The following is a 20,604-nucleotide window of genomic DNA, read 5'->3' on the forward strand; positions in this document are numbered from 1 at the left end:
TCCAAAGGGTCTAGGCCTTAGGAGTGGGCAGGGGCGGGTTCTCCTCGGTGTTCTGCAGGTGGGCCCGTTCGATGAGCTCCTTCTCCCAACCGGTGTAGTACTGCTTGACCACCTCCGAGGCGGTTTCCTCGGTCAGGTACTTCACGTTGGAGTACAAAGGCGAGCGGTAGTCCCGCACCCTGCCGCTTCGCAGAGCCTCGATGACCTGCTTGATGCCCTCCTCCACCGTCCACTGGGCTTCGAAGCCCAGGATGTTGCGGATTTTGGAGAAGTCCACCCGGTAGTTACGCCGGTCGCCATCCCGCCCCGAGTCGATGAGTTCGGCGTCGGGCACCAGCTTCTTGACCAGCTCCCCTACCATGCCCAGGGTCATATTGCCCTCGTTGCTGCCCACGTTGAAGGTCTCGTTGTGGACCAACTCCTTGGGGGCCTCCACTGCCAGAAGGACAGCCCGGGCCGCATCCTCCACGTGAACGAAGGGCCGCCACTGGTCGCCGCCGAAGACCGTGATTTTCTTCTCCACCACCGCCTTGGCCGTAAGCAGGTTGACCACCAGGTCGAAGCGGGTGCGGCCCGAAAGACCGTAGATGGTGCCAAAGCGCAGAATCACCACCGAGAACTCGTCGCTTTGCAGCTTGCGCAGAACCTGCTCGGAGGCAATCTTGCTGCGGGCGTAGAGGGAGACCGGGTTGAGGCTGCTGCGCTCGTTGAGCACCATGTCGCTGGCTCCGTAGACCGAGCAGGTGCTGGCGAAGATGAACCGCCGCACCCCCATGCCCTTGGCAATCTCGGCGATGGTACGGGTGGCGACCAGGTTGATCTCGATGGTGAGGTTCTCGTCCAGAGCGCAGGCCGGGTCGCCCACCAGACCCCCCAAGTGCACCACCTTCTCCACCCCACGCATGGCCTGGACCACCTTGTCCACCTGGCGGAAGTCGGCCTGGATGATCTCCAGGTTGGGGTGGTACAGCACCTCGGCGATGGGTTCCTTGCCGAAAAGCAGCAGGTCGAGCAGGCGCACCCGGTAGCCCCGCTCGAGCAAGCGGGGCAGCAGGGCCGAACCGATGTAGCCGGCCCCCCCGATCACCAGAATGGTGCGCTCGGGAGTGGAAAGGGCAGGGATGGGGTCCTTGGCCTCGGCCCGGGCCTTGCGCTCGAGCTCCACCCGGTACCAGTAGTGCACCCAGGCCCTGGCCCCCAAAGCGAGCCCCAGGGTGAAGAGCAGGCCGAGTAGGACCACCGAGCCGGGCGGATTGGGCACGACGGGCAGCACGAAGGCAGCAAAGCCGTAGATCAGGTAGGCCAAGCCCACTGCCTGGGCCACCACCAGCATCTTGTAACGGCCCTGGTAGGCCCGGCTCCGGGTGTAAAGACCGTTGGCGGCAAAAACAAAAAAGCTTAGGGGCATCAGCAGGGCCAGGTTCCTAAGGAGGACCTGCAGGTACTCCGCCAAAACAGGCCGGGCCCCCGCGCCATAGGTGGCCAGCAGGTGAAGGGTCATGGCCGCGACAAGGCTCAAGAAGACCATGAGCTGATCGGCCAAAACCCGTAGCAAGACATCGGGACTCCAGCGCAACTCCTTCAAATTCCTAAGCACAACCCCACCCCCTAGCGCGTAGCCTCTTCCATGACCCGCTCCACCGCGTCGGCGGTGGCCCGCATGTGCTCCAGTGTGAGCGTAGGGTGCACCAGAAACATCAAAGCGGTCTCCCCCAGCTCCTTGGCCACCGGCAGCCGCTCGGCGGGCTGCCAGCCCCGGCGGGTGAAGGCCTTCTCCAGATAAACCTCGCTGCAGCTCCCGGTTGAGCAGGGAATCCCGCTCTCACCGATGGCCAGCATGATGCGGTCGCGGTTCCAGCCCGGCTTGAGCATCTCCGGGCGCACGTACACGTAGTACTTGTAGTAGGCGTGGTAAAGATGGTCGGGCACCTCGGGCACCCGTAGGGAGGGAATCTGCCGGAAGCGCTCGCTCAGGTAGTGGGCGTTCTCCCGCCGCTTTTCCACCCATCCATCCAGCTTTTTCAGCACCACCCGGCCAATGGCCGCCTGCACCTCGAGCATCCGCCAGTTGGTGCCGAAGTCCTCGTGCAGCCAGCGGTAGCCCGGGGGGTGGGAACGGTTGTAAACCGCATCGTAGCTCTTACCGTGGTCCTTGAAGCTCCAGGCCCGCTCCCAGAGGGCATCGTCGTTCAGGGTGAGCATGCCCCCCTCGCCGCCTGTGGTGAGGATTTTGTCCTGGCAGAAGCTCCAGGCCCCTGCGTGCCCGAAGGAGCCCACGCTCCGCCCCTTGTACCTGGCCCCATGGGCCTGGGCGCAGTCCTCGATGACCCAAAGCCCATAGCGCTCGGCCAGGGCCATGATGCCCTCCATATCGGCCGGCCAGCCCGCCAGGTGCACCACAACGATGGCCTTGGTGCGGGGGGTGATGACCTTCTCGATGCTTTGTGGGGTGATAAGGCCGCTGTCCCGGTCCACATCCGCGAAGACCGGCCTGGCCCCCCGCATCACCGCCGCGCTGGCCGAGGCGATGAAGGTGCGGGGGGTGGTAATCACCTCATCCCCCTCGCCCACACCCATGGCGTAGAGGGCCAGCTCGAGCGCCACCGTCCCGTTGTGCAGGGCGATGGCGTGCTTGGTGCCCACGTACTGGGCGAACTCACGCTCAAACTGGCGACCCTCCTGGCCCGTCCAGTAGTTCACCTTGCCCGACTGCAGAACCCTTACCGCGGCCTCAATCTCGTCGGGCTCGAAATAGGGCCATGGTGCAAAGGGTAGCGTGCTGGAAGAGGTCTTGAGCATGGCGGCTCCTACGCGGGGCTTTTGCCCCAGGATGGCTACAGGTTGTAGGGTAAGCCAGGCGGCGTTATGGCGACGTTATTCGCTCAGGAGTGCGGCGCCCAACCGGATTTGGGTTCTCGTTACTGGGCCAAAGCGGGCTCCGCTCAGGGGCAACACGACAGTAACGCACCGGATAACGAAAGCCCCGGCTCGTGTATCTTGGTGGCATGCAAAGCTTCAAAGCTTTGGTGGTGGAATCGGGGGAGCCCTACCGCGCAGTGCTGCGGGAGGCCCGGCTAGAAGAGCTGCCGCCCGGGGAGGTGCTGGTCCGGGTGGCCTACAGCAGCCTCAACTACAAGGATGGCCTGGCCATCACCGGAGCCGGCAAGGTCATCCGCAGCTTTCCCATGGTGCCGGGGATTGATCTGGCTGGGGTGGTGCTGGCCTCCGAGAGCCCCGAGTTCCAACCCGGGGACGAGGTAATTCTGACCGGCTATGGCATCGGCGAGCGGCACTGGGGGGGCATGGCCGAGCTGGCCAGGGTGCGGGCAGAGTGGCTGGTGCCCCTGCCCGAGGGCTTGAGCCTGAAGGAGGCCATGGGCATCGGCACCGCAGGCTTCACCGCCATGCTTGCGCTCATGGCCCTGGAGGCCCACAGCATAGACCCCGCGCGCGAGGTCCTGGTCACAGGGGCCGCCGGCGGGGTGGGCAGCCTGGCCGTGGCCCTTCTGGCCCAGCGGGGCTACCGGGTGGTGGCCGCCACCGGCCGCCCAGGCGAGGAGGCCTATCTGAGGTCCCTCGGGGCCGCCGAGGTCCTGGAGCGCAGCCTGCTCACCGCCCCGGCCCGCCCCCTGGAGTCCGAGCGCTTCGGCGGGGCGGTGGACACGGTGGGAGGGGCGGTGCTGGCTGGGGTCCTGCCCCGCATGGCCTACGGCGGCAGCGTGGCGGCTTGCGGCAACGCGGGGGGTGCTAGGCTCGAGACCACCGTCTTCCCCTTCATCCTGCGGGGGGTGAACCTGCTGGGCATTGACTCGGTGATGTGCCCGCGGGAGAAACGCCGGCTGGCCTGGCAACGCCTGGCCCGTGAGCTGCCCAAGGCCTTGCTCGAGGCCACCGTCAAGACGGTGACCCTGGACGAGGTGCCGGCTTTGGCCCAGGCCATCCTGCAGGGCCAGGTGCGGGGACGGGTGGTGGTGCAGCTCGCCCCCTAATTCAGGCTGATCTCCTCGATTCGTCGGGGCAGGTTGCGGGGGGCCGCTTCGAACCGCAGGGGGCTCGCCGGTATCAAGGAGCTGCGCCCGCCCTGGGTAATCTCGCCCTGAAGGAAAAAGCTCACCCGGGCCGCGCTGTGCTCGGGGCGCAGGGGCACGGGTGGGGCCGGGGGGCACGGGGCCAGGATGCTCCGCCCCGACTCATCAAAGCCCAGGCAGTCCGAGTAGCGCACCACAAAGCCCCGAGGCTGTACGTAGTCGGCCAGGAGGTTGCCGCTGCTTTGGCTGAGGGTGGTCGGGATGGCGGCAGGCAGACCGTTGGGCAGCCGCCTCGGACCCACCGGTACAAACTCCTCGTAGACGTAGAGCAGCCATTTATCGTTGTTGGCGGGGTCGGGGCCGGGATTCTCGGCCCCGCTGGCCTGCCGTACCACCCAGCCCCGCTGCAAGGGGTAGATCATCACGAATTTAACCACCTCCACCCCATTGCGCAGGGTGGGCGGCTGGAGCAGGGCGATGGCCGGGTCGTCGCCAATCTGCCAGGTGTTGTTGCCGCGGAGGGGGTTGCGCACCGTGTACCCCTGGGCACCACCAACGGTGAGGGTGGTCCCCGGGGGGTAAAGGAAGGCCGCGGTCGCAACGTAATCGCTAATCAGGTTGCCCGCGGTGCGCAGGTCTTCGGTGAGAAGTTGGGAATTCTGCACAAAGCGCAGGCTTTCATTGCTGCTGCGCAGCCCCGCCCCAATCAGGGCCAGAATGGCCACCCCGACCACCGCCGCAATCAGCATCTCGATGAGGGTGATGCCCAGGTTCCGCATACTGCCTCTATAAGGGAGGGCGCACCACTTCGGTGGTGAAACGGTAGCTGCGGCCCTGGGGACCCGAAAAACTCAGCGTCACCCGCCGCAGCACCACCTGTTGGCCTAGGGTCTGTGCGTCTTCCTGCTCCACCCTCAGGTCGGCAAAACCAACGGGCAAGGGGAGGCTGGGGAGGGCGGCGGCCTCAAAGGCCGTCTCGCTCGACCACAAAGCCCGCAGGTTGTCGAAGTAGCTGCGGGCATAGGCCTGGGCCTGGGTGTCGATCTGGGCGTTGCGGGTGAGGGTGAAGCTCGAGCCAAAATAGGTGAGCATGAGTATGGTGATGGAAACGACCGCCAGCGCCACCATCACCTCCACGAAGGAAAAACCGCTACGGCGCACGCACCACCACCTTCCCGGTGCTGCCCACGATGTTCACCTGCAAGACCCGCCCTCCGGGCCCCTTTAGGGCGTAGGTGCTGTTGGCCGCGCTCACCAGACCATAGGGGGCATAAAAGGTAACGCTGCCCCCCTGGGGCACCGCCTGGAAGACCACCCCCGCCGGCAGCGACCTGGGGGGCAGGGTGGCCAGACGGCTGGTCTGGCCCACCCGGTAGGTGCTGCCTCCCTGGGCGGCCTGAAAGGTGAAGTTTGCTGACTGGCGCCGGGCCTGCTGGCGGATGTTCATCAGCTCGGTGGCCACCTGGGTGGCGGCCTCGCGCAGCACCAGGCTCTCCCGGTAGGCCCGGAGGGAGACAAAGCCCACCCCGAGAAGAATTCCCAATACCGCCAGCACCACCAATAGCTCCAGCAGGCTAAGCCCTTCCCTGCTCACTGCCCCACCACCTCCCAAACCCCTCGCGTGAGCTGGACCCGCTGGCCTCCAGGAATACGCGGCCGCAGGCGGGCATCGTGGTAGATGTCGAGCTTGACCGGGGCCAGCACCCCTGTGTCGGCCGCTACCAAGGCCCCCCGCAGGTCCCAGCGCCCGCCCAGGTTGTAGCCGCGCCCGTTCTGGATCACGCTGAAGATGGCATTGGCCGAGTACAGGAGGCCATCGGTCCGGAAAGCCCCGGCCGGGCGCTGACGCACAGTCTCGTTCCAGAGCTGCTTGAGGGCCTGGCTGGGGAAGAAGGCCGAGGTCAGCTCATAGCGCACCGCTCGGCTCAAAACGGCATCTACCTGGGCCTGGCTCAGGGCCACGCTGCCCAACGAGACCTCTCCCTGGCAGGTGTGCACCCGGGCCCCAGCCTGGAGGGGCTGGTAGGTGCCGTAGGCGGCGGGGTCATGCACGCACCCCCCTCCAAAGTAGACCCGGTCCTCCCCGTAGGTGTAGAAGCGGGGCCGGTAGGTGTTGTCCCGCAACCAGCGCTGCAGCTCGCTACGGTTGAAGTTGGCCACCTCAGCCAGGGTCAGGTTGGGGCGGTAGCCCACCTCGGGCGCCCCGCTGCCGCAGCCCGGCTGTTCAGGGTTGGCCTGGCATTCGCTAAAGGGAAGCTGCAAGCGGTTGGCCTCCAGCAGGTTGATTGCATCGGCCTGCCAGGTATCGATGCTGAGGAAGTCCCCCATCAGGATGTTGCCCCCTGCCACCAGGTTGAGCTGGGGTAGGCGGCTTGGGTCGCGGTAGTCGCAGTCCCGCAGGTCGCCCCCCTGGCCGCAGTCGTAGACCAGGTCGCCCAGAATGTAGATGCTGCCACGGACCAACAGGGTGCCTACCCCCCGCACCCGCCCCCGGATCACCGCATCCCCGTTGATGAAAACCGTACCCGAAAGGGTGATGGGCGTGACCGAGCCGTCGATGATCACGTGGTTCCGAGGAAGGCCTAGGTCCTCAGCGGTTAGGGTCTGCACCCCCCCAGCCTCGGGCCAAGCGATGGTGGAGGGGTTGATGCGCATAGCAGCGGTGATGCGCCCTGGGGTATAGCTCTCGTTGCGCCCCGCCAGGCTCGAGCGCACCTCGGCCTCCCACTCCTCATCGTCAATCCAGCGGTCCCCGTCGTCGTCCTGAATCGGCAGCGGGAAACGATCGGGCAGCTCCCCGTCCGGATAGCGCCCGCCAAATTGGGCCAGCTCCGCGCTGGTGGGGTAGTTGTAGTAGAGGTTCTGCGGTGTCTGACAGTTGCTGGGGGTGCTGCAGTCGGCGGGTGTGGGGCGGAGAAGGGTGGTGGAGCGGATCCGGGTCTGGCCAGGTTCAAGGGTGGTGAAGTAGCGGCTGGAAGGCTCAAACCGCCCACTGCGCTGCTGGCGGACGCTGCCCCGGCTTAAAAGGGCCCCGTGGACCACCCCCGCTTCTTGGTCGTCGCGCATAATTAGGTCCTCGAGCACCCCCACCTTGACCCGGCGCCACCAGGTGCTGGGATCGTTGGGGTTGGGCAGGCCGCGGAAGGCGTCCATGCTGCGCACCTCAAGGTGGCAGAAGATGCAGTCGGCCTTGTTGGTCAAAAGGGGAAAGTCAAAGGGAAAAGGGGCTTGGGCGATGCGCAAAACCTGCCTAAGCCGCCGGGTGGTGCCGTCGGGCAGGGTACCGGTCGAGAGCACGGTGAGCTCGATCTGGGGCTCACCCGAGGAAGTGGATGTATCCTTCCGGGAAACCTGCACCGCAAAGCCGCTTCCATCCGGCAGGCGCTGGGGGGCGCCGAAGAGGTCGATGGTATCTCCGTCGGAGACCAGGCGGTCGAGGGCCAGGCGGTAGCCGGTAAGGCTGGCCGAATTGCTCTCAGCCAGCACCTGGTGCCAAAGCCGGGCCACCGCCCGCTCGAGGCCGGCCTCGGCGGCGAACTGGGCCTGGGAGGTGCGCAGGGCGTCTTGGGCGTTGCGTCGATTGCTAAGAGAGGTGAGGGCGGCAATGCTCACCAGAATGACCGCAATGAACATGAAAACCAAGGCTGAAACCAGGGTAACTCCTTGTGGGCTGCGCATGGACCAACCTCCGGGGTACAGGGGGGCAATACATCACCTCTCACCATAGCAAAGCCCCCCTACCCCAGGTAACCCCTGTCTGGGGGCCCCTTCAGAGTAGGCCCAAGGCGCGGGCCCGCTCCAGCGCTTCGATGCGGTTGCGGGCCCCCAGCTTTTCATACAGCCGCAAGAGGTGGTCCTTGACTGTTTCAGGGGATAACTGCAGGCGGCGGGCGATTTCCTTGGTAGAAAGCCCCTGGGCCATCCAGGCCAGCACCTCCTGCTCCCGAAGGGTTAGCCGGGGCAATTCGGGCGCCCGCAGGCGCGGCTCCAGGCCCCGCTCGAGCCGCCTGAGCCGCTCGGCCAGCACCTCTGGAGGCAGCTCCTTCAACCAGTAGGCATCGGCCCCAGCATAAGCGGCCTGTTGCAACAGCACGGGCTCGTTGAAGGTGGTGAGCAGCGCGATTATCCCCCGGTAACGCCTATCGCGCAGGGCCCTGGTGGCGGCAATCCCGTCCAGCTTTGGCATCCGCACATCCAGCAGCACCCCATCGGGCAAAAGCGCTAAAGAGCGCTCCACCGCCTCCTCCCCATCGCCGGCCTCCCCCACCACCCCAAAGCCCGCCCGCTCCAAGGCCACCCGCAGGCCCATGCGGAAGAGTGGGTGGTCATCGGCGATGAGGAGGCGCATGACTGCAGTTTAGTAGACCTGCTCCCGCTGGCCAAAGCTCAGGGGGGTGGCCACGCTCACCTGAACCACCCCAGTGGTGGGGAAGAAGGGCGGGGCGCGGTCCTGCATCCTGGGATCGTAGGTGAACTGGCGCGCGTAGCCAGCGGTCATCTGGCCGGTGCTGCTGTTGAACTGCCCGAAAGCCCCATAAGTATACTGGATGATACCGCCCTGAAGCCGAATCGCACCCTTAGGACTGATGCTGCTGAAGTTCTGCACCGCTACCTCGCCCCTGGAGGTCATCAGAACCCCATGAATGGTCAGGTCCTGTAGCGAGTTGTTGTCTCCGCTGCCCAGCAGGATATCCCCATCCTGGCTGTAGACCCCAAGGATGTTATCGGCCGAGAGGTTGCTACAGGTAGCCCGGGTCACCGTGTTGCCGCTGCGGGTGGGGGTGCCGGTGCAGGCTGGGTTTTGATACTTGAGGTCGCCCCGAATCTGGATGTTCTTGCCGCTCCCAGCGTTGGCCACGGTAATCTGGGCAAAGGAGGCCAGGGCCGGCGGGGCCGTGTTGGGGTCGCTGCTGTTAGAGCGGCTGGGCCCAGTGAGGTTGTTGATGCTGCCTTCTGCAAAAATCATCCCGTTGAAACCGATCCGCTCCACCACCCATTGCACCCCGCTGAAGCGGTAGAGGATGCCATCGGAGCCATAGCGGTAAAGAAGGCGGCTGCTCCCAGTACAGCTCGCTGTAAGACAGACCTCGATGTACTGAAAGGGCGAGGTGGCCGGGGTGCAGACCCCAGCGCTGTTGCAGCTTGGGGGGTTGCCGCTCGCATCCCCGGCAAAGAGGGTTAGCCGGGCCACATCCGAGTTGATGTACAGCCCTCCCGCCAAGGCCGCGCTCCGCTGGTTCTGGGCGTTGGCCGGCATGGGAATGAATGGCTCCTGCCAGTTCACCCTTGGGTTGCCCTCGAATGTGGGCGCATGGGTAACACCCCCGCTGGTCCAGGAGGGCGCGTTGGGGTTGGTCATCTGGGAAGGAGCGAGGAAGGTGGTGGAGCTGCCAGAACCAAAAAAGGCCCCCGGGCTGATGCTCCCGTTGCAGCTACTCTCCCCCGCATCGGTGCAGCCCGCACTGGTCACATACCCCCCAAACCAGGGGTTAAAGGAGAAGCGGAAGCGCTCGTTGGTGTGAATGGGTCCATCGAACAAGGTGCCGCTGGTAAACCAGATTGCGGTGTTGGCCCGGTTGCGGTGCCGGTTGGTAAAAAGGGCGTAGCGGGCAAAGCTGCCGTTGGTGAGCAAAAAGCGGTACTCCCCCTGCACCAGCACGTTGCGCTGGTAGGGGGTGCCGGGCGAGGCCGTGACCAGCATCACGTAGGGCAGGGCATACCCCTGGGTCTGTCGGGTGAGGGGGGTGGCCGGGTTGTTGTCGTTGTCCACCACATACCCTGAGGGCAACTCGGCCCCTGCAGGAAAGGGCTGGCCGCAGACCGAGGTCTTGACGAAGTAAATGCGCACCTGCACGGTAGCCCCAGAGCCATCCGGGGCAAAGTTTCGGTTGCAAATCAAGGTGTTGACGCTGTTTTGCAGGTTGGCTGCCAGCAGGGAGAGCCGCGTGGCCACCGTGGCCGGGTTGGGCAGAATGTCATTGCCCCCGTAGTACCAGATATCGCTGGTGCTGATGCCCCCCTGGCTAGGGCTAGCCGAACGCACCAGGCTCTCCAATGCCATGCGCACCTCGTTGGCCAGCAGGGCCGAGGCCGCCACCGCTCCCCCCCGGGCCAGGTTGACCGCCTGGGCCACAGCGGTATTGTCCCGGCTGGCGCGCAGGTCGTTCATGGTACGGGTGAACACCAGGCCGCTGACCACGCTCAGGACCAGGATTATGGTCAACGCCACCACAATTGCGATGCCTTCAGAACGCCTCATGGGTTGCATGTGCTCACCGTCCTTGCCTCGTAGTAGAGGGTGTTGATCATGTCCACCTGACCGGTATAGGTCCGCTCCACATTACGGCCCCGCAGAGGCACCTGGACACCCAGGGTAAACTGCACCCGCCGCAAAGCGTACTCCGCTCCTCCGCTGGTGAAGTACACCTGCGCGCGGTTATTTACCAGGTACCCACTGGGGTTCCGCTCCTCACTCAGAGTGGTTCCACTGCGCCTACGGTAGACATAATCGACGCGGAAGTTGCTTACATCATAGGCTACGTCGGTTGGCGCGGGGTCCCCCTGAACCCGATAGATCAGCTTGCGGTTGTTGGCGTCGTAGCTGTAGCCCATCAGGTTGACCACCGAGGCCAGCGTCTCCGTGGTCACGCTGATAGGCAGGTTGGCGCAGGTGGTGGCAATGGTATACAGGTTGAGGCCGCTGACCACCGGCGTGCTGGACGCGCGGGTCAACACTGCATTGCCGTTGCCATCCACCAAAATAAGGCGGCTACCCGCAGGAATTTCGCTGGTAAGCGTAGGGGAGTTGCTGACCAGGGTAAAGCCACCGCCGGCCACCGCGGTCACGGTGTAACCAGCCCCACCGGCCACCTGGGCAAAGGAAATACCGGTGGCGTTGCTATCGAAGGGAACGTGGGTAATCACCGCAAAGGCTGCGGTGCGCAGATCCTGGCTCAGCACCTCCAGCACCCTTCGGGCCTTGTTCTGAGCACTGCTGATGGCCTCGTTGGCCTGGTTGAGCTGGAGGCCCTGGATGCTGGTGCTAAAAGCAATGGACATCACCAAAACCAGCACTAAAAGGGCCAACAAAAGCTCGAGCACAGTAAACCCTTTGGTACGCAAGGCAGCCTCCTTCAGTTAATGTTGGTCACCAGCTCATTGCCGGCTAGGGCCGGCGACGGCCCCACGATGCTCTGGCGCACGCACTGCTCCCCCTCGGGGCTGCGCCAGCAGACCTCGATGCGGTACTGGCTCACCTGCCAGCCGCTGCCCGCCCAGGAGGGGGTTCCTTGGTTGGTGATGCTGGCACGGTACAGGCCAATGTTGCCGAACTGCTGCTCGGCGGTCAGGGTAGCGAAGCCCGTGGTGGAGCTGCTGAGCTGGCCATAGTCCCAGTTAAAGCTGCTGCCCGCTGGGGGTAGGGCGCGATCATCGGCTTCAAGGATCTGCCGGCCCAGAAAGATGCCGATCTGGTTGGCCTGGGCCCGTCCACCCACCACCGCGCTTTGGCGGATGTTGCCCACCAGCAAGGTGGTGAAAATCCCTAGCACCACGGCCAAGGCCCCCGCCGCCACAATCACCTCTATGAAGGTCAGGCCTCGGGTGTTCATTGCCGCCGCACCTCCCCAATCAAAGTCGCCGTTAGGGTGAAGGTCTGGCCGTTGGCCGTGATGGTGAACTGGCGATTGGGGGGAAAGCTGCTGGAGAAGTTAACCTTGCCCGGCGAGGTAAAGGTGGCCAGGGTTCCCTGCGGTAGACTGCAGCTCACCCCTGCAGGGAGGGTGACACTGCGCAACACGCTCCCGTCCACCTGGGACTCTACCCGCAGCGTATTGCCGCTGCGCACCAGGAGGAAGTTGGTGCCCCCGCGGCTGGCGGCTGCCGTGGCCCCCTGCCAGAAAAGCTGGCGGATCTGGTCCACCGTGGCCAGGGCTTCCTGGCGCTGGGCGAGATTGCGAAACTGGGCCAGGCCAATCCCGGCGGCCACTCCTAAGATAGCCATCACCACCAACAGCTCGAGCAGGGTAAAGCCCCAACCAGCTATAAGAGGTCGGTAAGAGGAACGCCACATAGCCCCCTAAGTCTGGGGTAGCGACGAAAATCACAAAACCCCCCGCTGGGGGGTCTTCCGTTACGTCGTTCAGATTCGCATCCCCACCCCAAGGGCTTTTTTTCTCGGTAAGAAAGGCCCTTTGACAGGTTGAAGCCCCCGGCCTCTCTCATGTTCAAAAATCACCGCGGCCCCAGCCACAGGCGCAGCCGGCTGCCCGGATAGGGCAGGGCCAGACACTCCAACCTTCCCCCGTGGGCCTCGGCCACCCGCCGGGCCACGTAGAGCCCAAGCCCCGCGCTCCCCGCCCGCACCCCCCGCAAGCGCTGGCTGCGGAAGGGCTGGGAAAGAATCTCCAGGCTATCGGGTAGGCCCGGGCCGTCGTCCTCCACCTCGAGCCACCCCTCCCCCGCCCGAAGCACCACCCGGCTTTTGGCGTGGCGCAGGGCATTCTCGGTCAGGTTGGCCAGGGCCCGCTCGAGCAAAAGCCGCTCAGCCCGCGCCAGCCCAGCCCCTTCAATCTCCAAGCGCAGGCCGCGCCTCTGGGCCTGCTGGGCATAGCGCAGGCGGAAGTCCTCCAAAATGGCCCGCAGGTTGAGGTTCTCGGGCTCTACCCGGCGCGCTTCCAGGCGACTGGCGGTGAGCAGGTTCTCCACCAGAAGATAGCTGCGGTAAAGCTCCTCCTTCAGTGTCCTGAGCATCTCCTTGCGCTTTTCAGGCCCAATTTTATCGGCCTCCTCCAAATACTCCAGGGCTCGCAAAGCGGCCAGAAGAGGGGTCTTCAGGTCGTGGGTGAGGGCGGCATAGGTGGCCTCGCGGGCCTCCAACAGCTCGCGCAGGTGTAAGAGCAGCTCCTCGAAGCCCTCCCGTAGTTGCGCAATCTCCGCAGGGGGCGGCTCCTTGGGTGAGGGCAGGGAAAGCTCGGCCAGGGCACGGCCCGACCCGCGCAGATAGTGCAGGCTTCGGGTTAGCTCGTCCACCGGGCGCAACAGGGCGCCGGCCAGCCAGTAACCCACCAGCGCCGCCAAAAACGCCAGCACAAAAAGCCACAACAGCAAAAAAAACTGCACTTCCCCAGAGGAAAACCAAAAGGTAAGGGCGATGACCAGGTTGGGAAGGAAAGCCAAAAGCCCAATCACCCAGGCCAGCTGGTGCTTGAGCGGCATGGTTCCAGTCTATTACCCTGAGGCCCATGACCTTTGGCGAACTCGCCCTGCTGCAGGATTCGCGGGGCCGCACCTACCTCTTCCGCTTGCAGGAGGGAGGGGCCTTCCACTACCACCGGGGTTTCATCCGTCACGAGGCCATTCAGGCCGCAGGCCCTGGCGGCCGGTTGGTTACCCCCCATGGCGAAGTCTTTACCGTACACCGGCCCAGCCTGGAAGACTACGTGCTCAAGATGCCCCGCGCCGCCACCCCCACCTACCCCAAAGACGCCATCACCCTCTGCCTGCTGCTCGACCTGGCCCCCGGCATGCGGGTGCTGGAGGCGGGCTCGGGCTCAGGTGGGCTGACTTTGTTCCTCGCCCGGGCGGTAGGTCCCTCAGGAGAGGTGCACAGCTACGAGAACCGCCCCAGGCACCTGGCCCAGGCCCAGCACAACCTGCGGGCCTTCGAGGACTGGGGCAACGTGACCTGGGTGGAAGCCGATCTGGCCCAGGCCGAGCTACCCCTCGACTTCTTCGATGCTGTGGCCCTAGACATGATGGAGCCCTGGAAGGTGCTGCCGGCGGTGACCCCCGCGCTAAAGGTAGACCGCTTCCTGGCCTGCTACCTCCCCAACCTGACCCAGGTGCTCACCCTTTTGCAAAGCATCGAAGCGCAAAAGCTGCCCTACTTGCTCGAGCGCACCCTGGAGGTGCTGCACCGCGAGTGGGAGATCCGCCCCCCCGTGGCCCACCCCAGGTTCCAGCAAGTGGGGCATACCGCTTTTCTGGTGCAGCTTCGAAGACTCAAGGACTGATCGACGCAAGGCTCTCCTAACCCTAGGTCTGGTGGAAGACGTCAACCCGGTGCAGATGGGCAACGAGGCGGCCTCAGCCTACCCCGGACGTGGGGTGGTCTTCCGCAATGTCAGCGTGCGGGACAACATCTGCACCGACCAGGGCCGGGGGAGCCCCCTGTCGGGCGGGGCAAGCTTCATCGGCTCACCCGACTCGGTCAACCTGCGCATCGAGAACTCCCGCTACTACAACCTCTGCCACCTGGTGGTGTGGGATCGGCGGGTTTTCACACTGGTTGAATTAAGACAGGAGAACTTCATTCCGAAGACGCCCTTCAGGGCAAAATTCGGCTGGGAGTAAGCCGCCTCTAGCCGACAAACCGGCGAAGCATGGCCGCTATTTGAGCCGGCTTTTTATGATCGCCCCTGGCGATATCGTTCGCGCAAAGGGTCAAAAACTCCTGGAGAATCAGGGCAGAAGCCGACTCCATAGCTCTCTTGGCGGCCGTCATCTGGGTCAGCACCTCCTCGCAGGAGCGCCCCTCCTCCACCATTCTTTGCAGACCCCGCACCTGCCCCTCAATACGGCGCAGACGCTTTAGGATTCCCTCCAGGGTTTCCCCGTTGAGCTGGCTCGTGTTCACAAATTCAGTCTATACCACACTCAGGCCATTACCTCCTCGGGGTGGTACTTGTTCCAGTAGCGCACCAACCCGTCCACGCTCATCCGGGCCGGATTGGCCAGCTCGTACACCCCCATCTCCTCGGGCGAAAGGCCCGCCTTGCGCAGCTCCTCCATCACCCAAGCCTCGAACTCCGCCACCATCTCTTCGCGGGGCTGGCCCGCCTTGAGCCGCTCCTTGACCCAGTCGGCCCAGGTCCGCAGCCGATGCCCCAACCCCTCCAGATGGGCTTCTACATCCTCGAAGAGGCCGAAGTGGGTGAGGTAGAGGCGGCGGGGCCCAAGGGCCCGCAGCTTGGCCAGGGATTGCAACCAGCCTTCGAGGTGAACCTCCGGGGGCGGGCAGGGCGGCAGGGCCAGCCCGCGACCGATTCGCACCCCGGCTATATCCCCGGCAATCAGGGCCTCCCTGCCAATCAGGTAGGCGTGGTGGTGGCTGGCATGGCCCGGGGTCTCCACGGCCCGAACCTCCACCCCTCCCAGCCGCACCACCTCACCGTCTTCCAGCGCGCGTACCTGCTTTTCTGGCACCGTGCCCATCTGGCCCCAGAGGGTCTCCATCTGCTCGCCGTAGATGCGCTGGGCCGAGGTCCAGAGCCTGCTGGGGTCGACCAGGTGGGGCGCCCCCCTGGGATGAACGTAGATGGTTGCTCCCCGCTCGGCCATGCGCCAGGCCGCGCCCGCATGGTCCAGGTGGATGTGGGTCACGAACACGTGCCGCACATCTGAAGCCGCATACCCCAGCCCGTTGAGGCCATCCAGCAGGGTCGAGAAGCGCGACTCAGGCCCAGTTTCGAAGAGCACCGGCCCTTCTTCCGTCTCCAGCAGGAAAGCGGCGATGACCTGCGGGGCCCGGTCTTGTAGGTCGAGGATGTGGATCACGAGCCCATTCTACGGGAACCCAGCAAACCCTTGCCAACCCATTCTGGCTTTGCTATATTCATAGCTGCCATTGGCGGGCGTTCCGCGATAGCTCAGTTGGTAGAGCGCTCGACTGTTAATCGAGTGGTCGCAGGTTCGAGCCCTGCTCGCGGAGCCAAAACCCCGGGAGACCCCGGGGGTTTTGCTTTAGAGTCTCCCCGCCTCGATAATCCGGCCCAGAAACTGCTGGGTACGCTCACTCCGGGGGCTTTTGAATATGGCCTCGGGCGGCCCTTCCTCGTGCACCACTCCTCCGTACAGAAAGCAAACCTTGCTGGCCACCTCGCGGGCAAAGCCCATCTCGTGGGTGGCCAGAATCATGGTCATCCCCTCCTGGGCCAGCTCGCGCAGGAGATTCAGAACCTCCGAGACCAGCTCGGGGTCCAGGGCCGAGGTAATCTCGTCCAGAAGCAGCAGGGTGGGTTCCATGGCCAGCGCTCGCGCGATGGCCACCCGCTGCTGCTGCCCCCCTGAAAGCTGGTCGGGGTAGGCCTGGGCTTTGTGCTCGAGCCCGATCCGCTTCAACAGGGCCATGGCCTTTTCCCTGGCCTCGGCCTCGGGGAGCCCGAGCACCCTGGTGGGGGCTAGGGTGATGTTCTGCAGCACGGTCATGTGGGGAAAAAGGTTGAAGCTCTGAAACACAATCCCCACCTCCCGCCGCAGGGCATTGAGGTCCACCCCAGGCCCGGTGATGCGGTCCCCCCTGAGCCGGATCTCCCCCCCCTGGATCTCCTCCAGCCCGTTGATGCAGCGCAGCAGGGTGGACTTCCCGCACCCAGAAGGACCGATAAGACAGACCACCTGGTGTTCCTCTACCGTAAGACTGAGGCCCCGCAGCACCTCGTTGGCCCCAAAGCGCTTGACCACGTTCTTCACTTCTAAAAAGCCCATCTAGCCTCCTAAGCCCCCAGCCTAGCCCTGGCGCATCCGGGCCCGGTCGCGCTCCACCAGGCGGTCCACCAGACGGGTCTGGGGAATGGTGATCAGGATGAAGATGATGGCCACGGTGGTTACCGCCGAAAGGTTGAAGTCGTTGGAGGCGATGATGCGGGCCTGGTTGAAGGCGTCGATTACCCCCACCACGTTCACCAGAGCAGTATCCTTTTGCATGCCAATGAAGTTGTTGAGCAGCGGCGGGATAATCCGCCGCACCGCCTGGGGGACGATTACGAAACGTAGGGTCTGGCCATAGGAAAGGCCCAGGCTGCGGGCCGCGGCCCATTGGCTGGGATGGATACTCTCCAGGCCTGCCCGGTAGACCTCGGCCATGTAGGCCCCGTAGGTCAGGGTTAGGGCCAGCACCGCCAAAGCCTCTAGGGGCATGTTGCGGAAAAAGCCGATGCCGGTGAGGGGCAGGCCAAAGCCCACCAGGTAGATCACGATGATGGAGGGCAGGCTGAGGAAGGCATCGGTGTAAAAGGTGGCCAAGAAGCGGATGGGCTCAGCCGGCTTGCCGGGCAGCAGCTTGGCGATGGCAATAAAAAGGCCCCAGATGAGGGAGAGCACCCCAGCGAAGACGAAGATCACCACGTTCACCCAGAAGGCCCTCAGGATGAGCTCGAAGGAGTTGGCGATGAGCTCGAGCTGAAAGAAAGTCCGCCCCACCGCCACATCGTTGGCGATGAAGAAAAGCACCAGCAGCAAGAAAATCACCCAGGCCCCGGCATAGCCCAGGGTGAAGTAGGCCCAGGTATGGGCCCCGGCGCTGTGGACCCGCGCCGCAATCAGGTCCTCGCGCCGCAGGGCCCGCCGGGCAGCCCTGGCCTCGGCCAGGCCGCGCAGGGCAGGCCAGAGCAAGGCCAGCGGCAGCAAAGCCGCTATAAGCAGCAGAAAATCGGCCCAGAGAGCCTGAAAGCCGTTTTCGCTCATCACCTGCTTAACCCGCTGCATCACCCAGGCGGTGGCCAGCACCACCCCAACCGCCACCCCGAGGGCCCCCCCGGCCAAGGCCAGCCCGTCTCGAGGCACCCCCGGGGTAGACCGCCCTCCCCTTGCAGAACCCGGCCCCATCATGGGTAAGAGATTTTACCCAAAAAAGCCGGGGGCACACCCCCGGCGCACCAAACCCCACCCCTAGGGCTTCCAGACCGGCACCGTGGTGGGGTCCACCCCCCATTCCTTGGCCAGATAGGTCTGGGCCAGCTTCTTGAGCACCCCTTCCCTCTCCAGGGCCTCTATGATCCTATCCACCTGGGCCCGGTTGGGGTTGCCCTTGGTGAAAAGCGCTCCATAGTTCTCCCCCGTCTGGAACTGCCCCACCACCACCAAGGCCCCGCCCGACTTGGCCGCCTCCGAGAGCACAATGGAGGTGTCGATGATAAAAGCATCTATCTGCCCGGCCCGCAGGGCGGTAAAGCCCCCCGCCACATCGGGAAAGACCCGGGTCAGGTTCTGGGGGTGCTTTAGGGTATCCGCGAGGAACTTGGCCGCCGTGGTGGCCTGCTGCACCCCTATGCGGGCGGTTTTGAGGCTGGCCGGGCTGTTGAACCTGGCCCGATCAGCTGCGCGCACCAGCACACCGATGTCGGAAGAGAAGTAGGGGCGGGAGAAGTCCACCACCCGCTTGCGGGCCTCGGTGATGGTGATTTGGGAGAGGGCAAAATCGAAGTTGCGGGTCTGGCCAGCGATTAGGGCGTCCCAGGCCACGTTCTGCACCACCAGCCTATCAAGCCCGGCGCGGTAGGCGATGTTGGCCGCCAGGCAGTACTCAAAGCCGTCCCGGATGGTAGCAGGGCTATCGCCGTTCCAGAAGCCCGGCCCTGGCAGGTTGGTCTGCACTGTGAGCTGGCCGGCAATAACCGGACGGATGGGAAACTGACCCTTAGGACCGGTGACCTCGCAGTTGCCAATCCGGGTCTGGGCCAGCCCCAGCGAAGCCAGGGCCACTGCGGTTAGAAGCCAAGCCTGTTTCATACCCAAGCCTCCTTTCTCGAGTACCGTGCCCATTATAGAACCCGCTTCATAGAGTCTAGCCACCCATCGGCTAGAATGGGTGAACTGTGCGGGAGCGGATTCGCAATTTCTCCATCATCGCCCACGTAGACCACGGCAAGTCTACGCTGGCCGACCGCATTCTCCAGATGACCAAGGCGGTCTCGGAACGGGAAATGCGCGAACAGTTTTTGGATTCGCTGGAGCTCGAGCGCGAACGCGGCATCACCATCAAGGCCAGCGCGGTACGGCTTTTCTACGAGAGCAAAGCGGGCGAAACCTACATCTTCAACCTGATCGACACCCCCGGCCACGTGGACTTTGGCTACGAGGTGAGCCGGGCGTTGGCCGCGGTAGAGGGGGTGCTGCTGGTGGTGGACGCCAGCCAGGGGGTGGAGGCCCAGACCATCGCCAACTTCTACCTGGCCTTGGAGCACGAGCACACCATCATCCCGGTCATCAACAAGATCGACCTGCCCAGCGCCCGACCCTTGGAGGTGGCCCTCGAGGTAGAGGAGGTGCTGGGCATCCCCGCCGACGATTGCATCTTCGCCTCGGGCAAAACCGGCCAGGGAGTGGACGAGATTCTGGAGGCCGTCGTGGCCCGCATTCCTCCCCCCAAAGGGGCCCCTGACAACCCCACCCAGGCCCTGATTTTCGACTCCATCTACGACGCCTACCAGGGGGTGATCCCCTACGTGCGGGTGATGGACGGGCATATTCGGCCTGGCGAGGTCATCAAGGTCTGGTCCACCGGCAAGACCTTCACCGTGGACAAGGTGGGGGTCTTCCGACCGGGGTCGCTGGAGCCGGTGGCCGAGCTCGGCCCCGGGGAGGTGGGCTGGCTCACCGCGGCCATCCGCGAGATCGGCGAAACCCAGGTGGGCGACACCATCACCCTAGCCCATAACCCCTGCCAGGCCCCCTACCCCGGCTTCCAGCCGGCCAAACCGGTGGTCTTTGCCGGGCTCTACCCCACCAACTCCCAGGACTACAACCGCCTGCGCGAGGCTCTGGAAAAGCTCAAACTGAACGATGCGGCCCTGCATTTCGAGCCCGAGACCTCCGAGGCCCTGGGCTTTGGCTTCCGCTGCGGCTTTTTAGGGCTCCTGCACGCCGAAATCGTGCAGGAGAGGCTTGAGCGAGAGTTCGGGCTCGAGCTCATCTCCACCGCCCCCAACGTGGTCTACCGGGTCAGGCGCACCGATGGGCAGGAGATGGAAATCCACAACCCCTCCGAACTGCCCAGCCCTGACCGGCTCGAGGCCATCTACGAACCCTACGTCAAGCTCACCCTCTACACCCCCGAGGAGCACGTGGGGGCCATCATGCAGCTTCTACAGGAAAAACGGGGCCGAATGCGCCATATGAACTACGTGGGCAAGCGGGTAGAACTCATCTACGAGGTGCCCTTTGGGGAGATCCTCTACGATTTCCACGACCGCCTGAAGTCCCTAAGCCGGGGCTACGCCTCGATGGACTACGAACAAATCGGCTACCAGGAGGGCGAGCTGGTCAAGGTAAACATCCTGGTGAACGAGGAGCCGGTAGATGCCCTGGCCTTCATCACCCATAAGGACAAGGCCTACAGCATGGCGCGGGAGATCGTGGATAAGCTGGCTGAGGTCATCCCCCGCCAGCAGTTCGCGGTGCCCATCCAGGCCGCGATTGGAGGAAAAATCATCGCCCGCGCTACGGTGAAGGCCCTGCGCAAGGATGTGCTGGCCAAGTGCTACGGCGGAGACGTCACCCGCAAGAAGAAGCTTTTGGAAAAGCAAAAAGAGGGTAAGAAGCGCCTCAAGGCCATCGGCAAGGTGGAGGTACCCCAGGAGGCCTTCCTGGCGGTCCTTTCGGCCGGACGCGAATAAAAGAGCCCGCCCCTTGCGGAGCGGGCGGAACCTCCAGCGCAGGTTGGGCGAGGTTTCTCCTTAGAAAGGAGGTGATCCAGCCGCACCTTCCGGTACAGCTACCTTGTTACGACTTAGCCCCAGTCATGAGCCTTACCCTAGGCGCCTGCCTGTGGCTCCCAGCGACTTCAGGTAAAGCCCAC

At 64.4% G+C, this 20,604-nt stretch carries 21 protein-coding genes, 1 tRNA gene and 1 rRNA gene; 5 read left to right on the forward strand and 18 right to left on the reverse strand.

Going from position 1 to position 20,604, the window contains the following annotated elements:
• Positions 1-10: 10 nt before the first annotated feature.
• Both DV704_RS08725 and DV704_RS08730 read right to left on the reverse strand, forming a co-directional pair.
• Positions 11-1,585 (reverse strand): NAD(P)-dependent oxidoreductase, encoded by a 1,575-nt coding sequence (locus tag DV704_RS08725; protein WP_233498306.1) that lies wholly within the window; start codon positions 1,583-1,585, stop codon positions 11-13.
• A 23-nt stretch (positions 1,586-1,608) separates the two neighbouring features.
• Complete coding sequence (locus tag DV704_RS08730) at positions 1,609-2,799, reverse strand: DegT/DnrJ/EryC1/StrS aminotransferase family protein (protein ID WP_114799195.1); 1,191 nt, start codon at positions 2,797-2,799, stop codon at positions 1,609-1,611.
• A gap of 206 nt (positions 2,800-3,005) precedes the next feature.
• On the opposite strand from DV704_RS08730, the gene DV704_RS08735 reads away from it, so the two are divergent.
• Positions 3,006-3,989, forward strand: coding sequence for an MDR family oxidoreductase (locus tag DV704_RS08735; protein ID WP_114799196.1), 984 nt, complete (start codon positions 3,006-3,008; stop codon positions 3,987-3,989).
• Here DV704_RS08735 and DV704_RS08740 read toward each other — a convergent pair.
• The 10 genes from DV704_RS08740 to DV704_RS08785 form a co-directional block, all read right to left on the reverse strand.
• Entirely contained in the window at positions 3,986-4,807 is an 822-nt protein-coding gene (locus tag DV704_RS08740; RefSeq protein WP_114799197.1) for a PilW family protein, read from the reverse strand. The two genes, DV704_RS08735 and DV704_RS08740, sit on opposite strands and share 4 nt — an antisense overlap.
• 7 nt (positions 4,808-4,814) lie before the next feature.
• Complete coding sequence (locus DV704_RS08745) at positions 4,815-5,189, reverse strand: prepilin-type N-terminal cleavage/methylation domain-containing protein (RefSeq protein WP_114799198.1); 375 nt, start codon at positions 5,187-5,189, stop codon at positions 4,815-4,817.
• Entirely contained in the window at positions 5,179-5,622 is a 444-nt protein-coding gene (locus DV704_RS08750; RefSeq protein ID WP_114799199.1) for a prepilin-type N-terminal cleavage/methylation domain-containing protein, read from the reverse strand. Before DV704_RS08750 ends, DV704_RS08745 begins: the two co-directional genes overlap by 11 nt.
• Positions 5,619-7,661: a hypothetical protein gene (locus DV704_RS08755; protein WP_233498307.1), complete on the reverse strand. Its 2,043-nt coding sequence runs from the start codon at positions 7,659-7,661 to the stop codon at positions 5,619-5,621. The genes DV704_RS08750 and DV704_RS08755 overlap by 4 nt, the downstream gene beginning before the upstream one ends.
• 136 nt (positions 7,662-7,797) lie before the next feature.
• The gene (locus tag DV704_RS08760; RefSeq protein ID WP_114799201.1) at positions 7,798-8,376 is read right to left on the reverse strand and encodes a response regulator transcription factor; all 579 of its coding nucleotides are present in this window, start codon (positions 8,374-8,376) and stop codon (positions 7,798-7,800) included.
• A gap of 9 nt (positions 8,377-8,385) precedes the next feature.
• Positions 8,386-10,287: a DUF4900 domain-containing protein gene (locus tag DV704_RS08765; protein WP_233498308.1), complete on the reverse strand. Its 1,902-nt coding sequence runs from the start codon at positions 10,285-10,287 to the stop codon at positions 8,386-8,388.
• Positions 10,284-11,129, reverse strand: coding sequence for a hypothetical protein (locus DV704_RS08770; RefSeq protein ID WP_233498309.1), 846 nt, complete (start codon positions 11,127-11,129; stop codon positions 10,284-10,286). Before DV704_RS08770 ends, DV704_RS08765 begins: the two co-directional genes overlap by 4 nt.
• A gap of 32 nt (positions 11,130-11,161) precedes the next feature.
• Entirely contained in the window at positions 11,162-11,638 is a 477-nt protein-coding gene (locus tag DV704_RS08775) for a type II secretion system protein (protein ID WP_114799204.1), read from the reverse strand.
• A complete protein-coding gene (locus DV704_RS08780; protein WP_114799205.1) occupies positions 11,635-12,099 on the reverse strand; it encodes a type II secretion system protein in 465 nt (154 codons plus the stop codon). The genes DV704_RS08775 and DV704_RS08780 overlap by 4 nt, the downstream gene beginning before the upstream one ends.
• 161 nt (positions 12,100-12,260) lie before the next feature.
• Positions 12,261-13,244 (reverse strand): sensor histidine kinase KdpD, encoded by a 984-nt coding sequence (locus DV704_RS08785; protein WP_114799206.1) that lies wholly within the window; start codon positions 13,242-13,244, stop codon positions 12,261-12,263.
• Positions 13,245-13,270: 26 nt separating this feature from the next.
• On the opposite strand from DV704_RS08785, the gene DV704_RS08790 reads away from it, so the two are divergent.
• Both DV704_RS08790 and DV704_RS08795 read left to right on the forward strand, forming a co-directional pair.
• Positions 13,271-14,041 carry a tRNA (adenine-N1)-methyltransferase gene (locus DV704_RS08790; RefSeq protein ID WP_114799207.1) on the forward strand — a complete coding sequence of 257 codons (771 nt, stop codon included), beginning with the start codon at positions 13,271-13,273 and terminating at the stop codon, positions 14,039-14,041.
• Positions 14,042-14,072: 31 nt separating this feature from the next.
• Positions 14,073-14,381, forward strand: coding sequence for a hypothetical protein (locus DV704_RS08795; RefSeq protein ID WP_114799208.1), 309 nt, complete (start codon positions 14,073-14,075; stop codon positions 14,379-14,381).
• A gap of 7 nt (positions 14,382-14,388) precedes the next feature.
• Here DV704_RS08795 and DV704_RS08800 read toward each other — a convergent pair whose 3' ends face one another.
• Together DV704_RS08800 and DV704_RS08805 are read right to left on the reverse strand one after the other, a co-directional pair.
• Positions 14,389-14,664 carry a metal-sensitive transcriptional regulator gene (locus DV704_RS08800; protein WP_114799209.1) on the reverse strand — a complete coding sequence of 92 codons (276 nt, stop codon included), beginning with the start codon at positions 14,662-14,664 and terminating at the stop codon, positions 14,389-14,391.
• A gap of 20 nt (positions 14,665-14,684) precedes the next feature.
• Complete coding sequence (locus tag DV704_RS08805) at positions 14,685-15,584, reverse strand: MBL fold metallo-hydrolase (protein ID WP_114799210.1); 900 nt, start codon at positions 15,582-15,584, stop codon at positions 14,685-14,687.
• 81 nt (positions 15,585-15,665) lie between these two features.
• Here DV704_RS08805 and DV704_RS08810 point away from each other — a divergent pair.
• A tRNA-Asn gene (locus tag DV704_RS08810) sits at positions 15,666-15,741 on the forward strand.
• A 29-nt stretch (positions 15,742-15,770) separates the two neighbouring features.
• Here the strand turns inward: DV704_RS08810 and DV704_RS08815 are convergent.
• The 3 genes from DV704_RS08815 to DV704_RS08825 all read right to left on the reverse strand — a co-directional run bounded on the left by DV704_RS08815 (position 15,771) and on the right by DV704_RS08825 (position 18,536).
• Positions 15,771-16,514, reverse strand: a complete 744-nt coding sequence (locus DV704_RS08815; protein ID WP_114799211.1) for an amino acid ABC transporter ATP-binding protein — start codon at positions 16,512-16,514, stop codon at positions 15,771-15,773.
• Between the two features lie 21 nt (positions 16,515-16,535).
• On the reverse strand, positions 16,536-17,591 hold the full coding sequence (locus DV704_RS08820; protein ID WP_233498310.1) for an amino acid ABC transporter permease: 1,056 nt from the start codon (positions 17,589-17,591) through the stop codon (positions 16,536-16,538).
• Positions 17,592-17,696: 105 nt separating this feature from the next.
• Positions 17,697-18,536 carry an ABC transporter substrate-binding protein gene (locus DV704_RS08825; protein WP_114799213.1) on the reverse strand — a complete coding sequence of 280 codons (840 nt, stop codon included), beginning with the start codon at positions 18,534-18,536 and terminating at the stop codon, positions 17,697-17,699.
• 86 nt (positions 18,537-18,622) lie between these two features.
• Here DV704_RS08825 and lepA point away from each other — a divergent pair, with 86 nt between their 5' ends.
• Entirely contained in the window at positions 18,623-20,422 is a 1,800-nt protein-coding gene (gene lepA / locus DV704_RS08830; RefSeq protein ID WP_114799214.1) for a translation elongation factor 4, read from the forward strand.
• A 64-nt stretch (positions 20,423-20,486) separates the two neighbouring features.
• Here the strand turns inward: lepA and DV704_RS08835 are convergent.
• A 16S ribosomal RNA gene (locus tag DV704_RS08835) occupies positions 20,487-20,604 on the reverse strand; the annotation flags it as partial.

Origin of the sequence: Meiothermus sp. QL-1, assembly GCF_003351145.1 — a bacterium.
Classification (GTDB): Bacteria; Deinococcota; Deinococci; order Deinococcales; family Thermaceae; genus Meiothermus.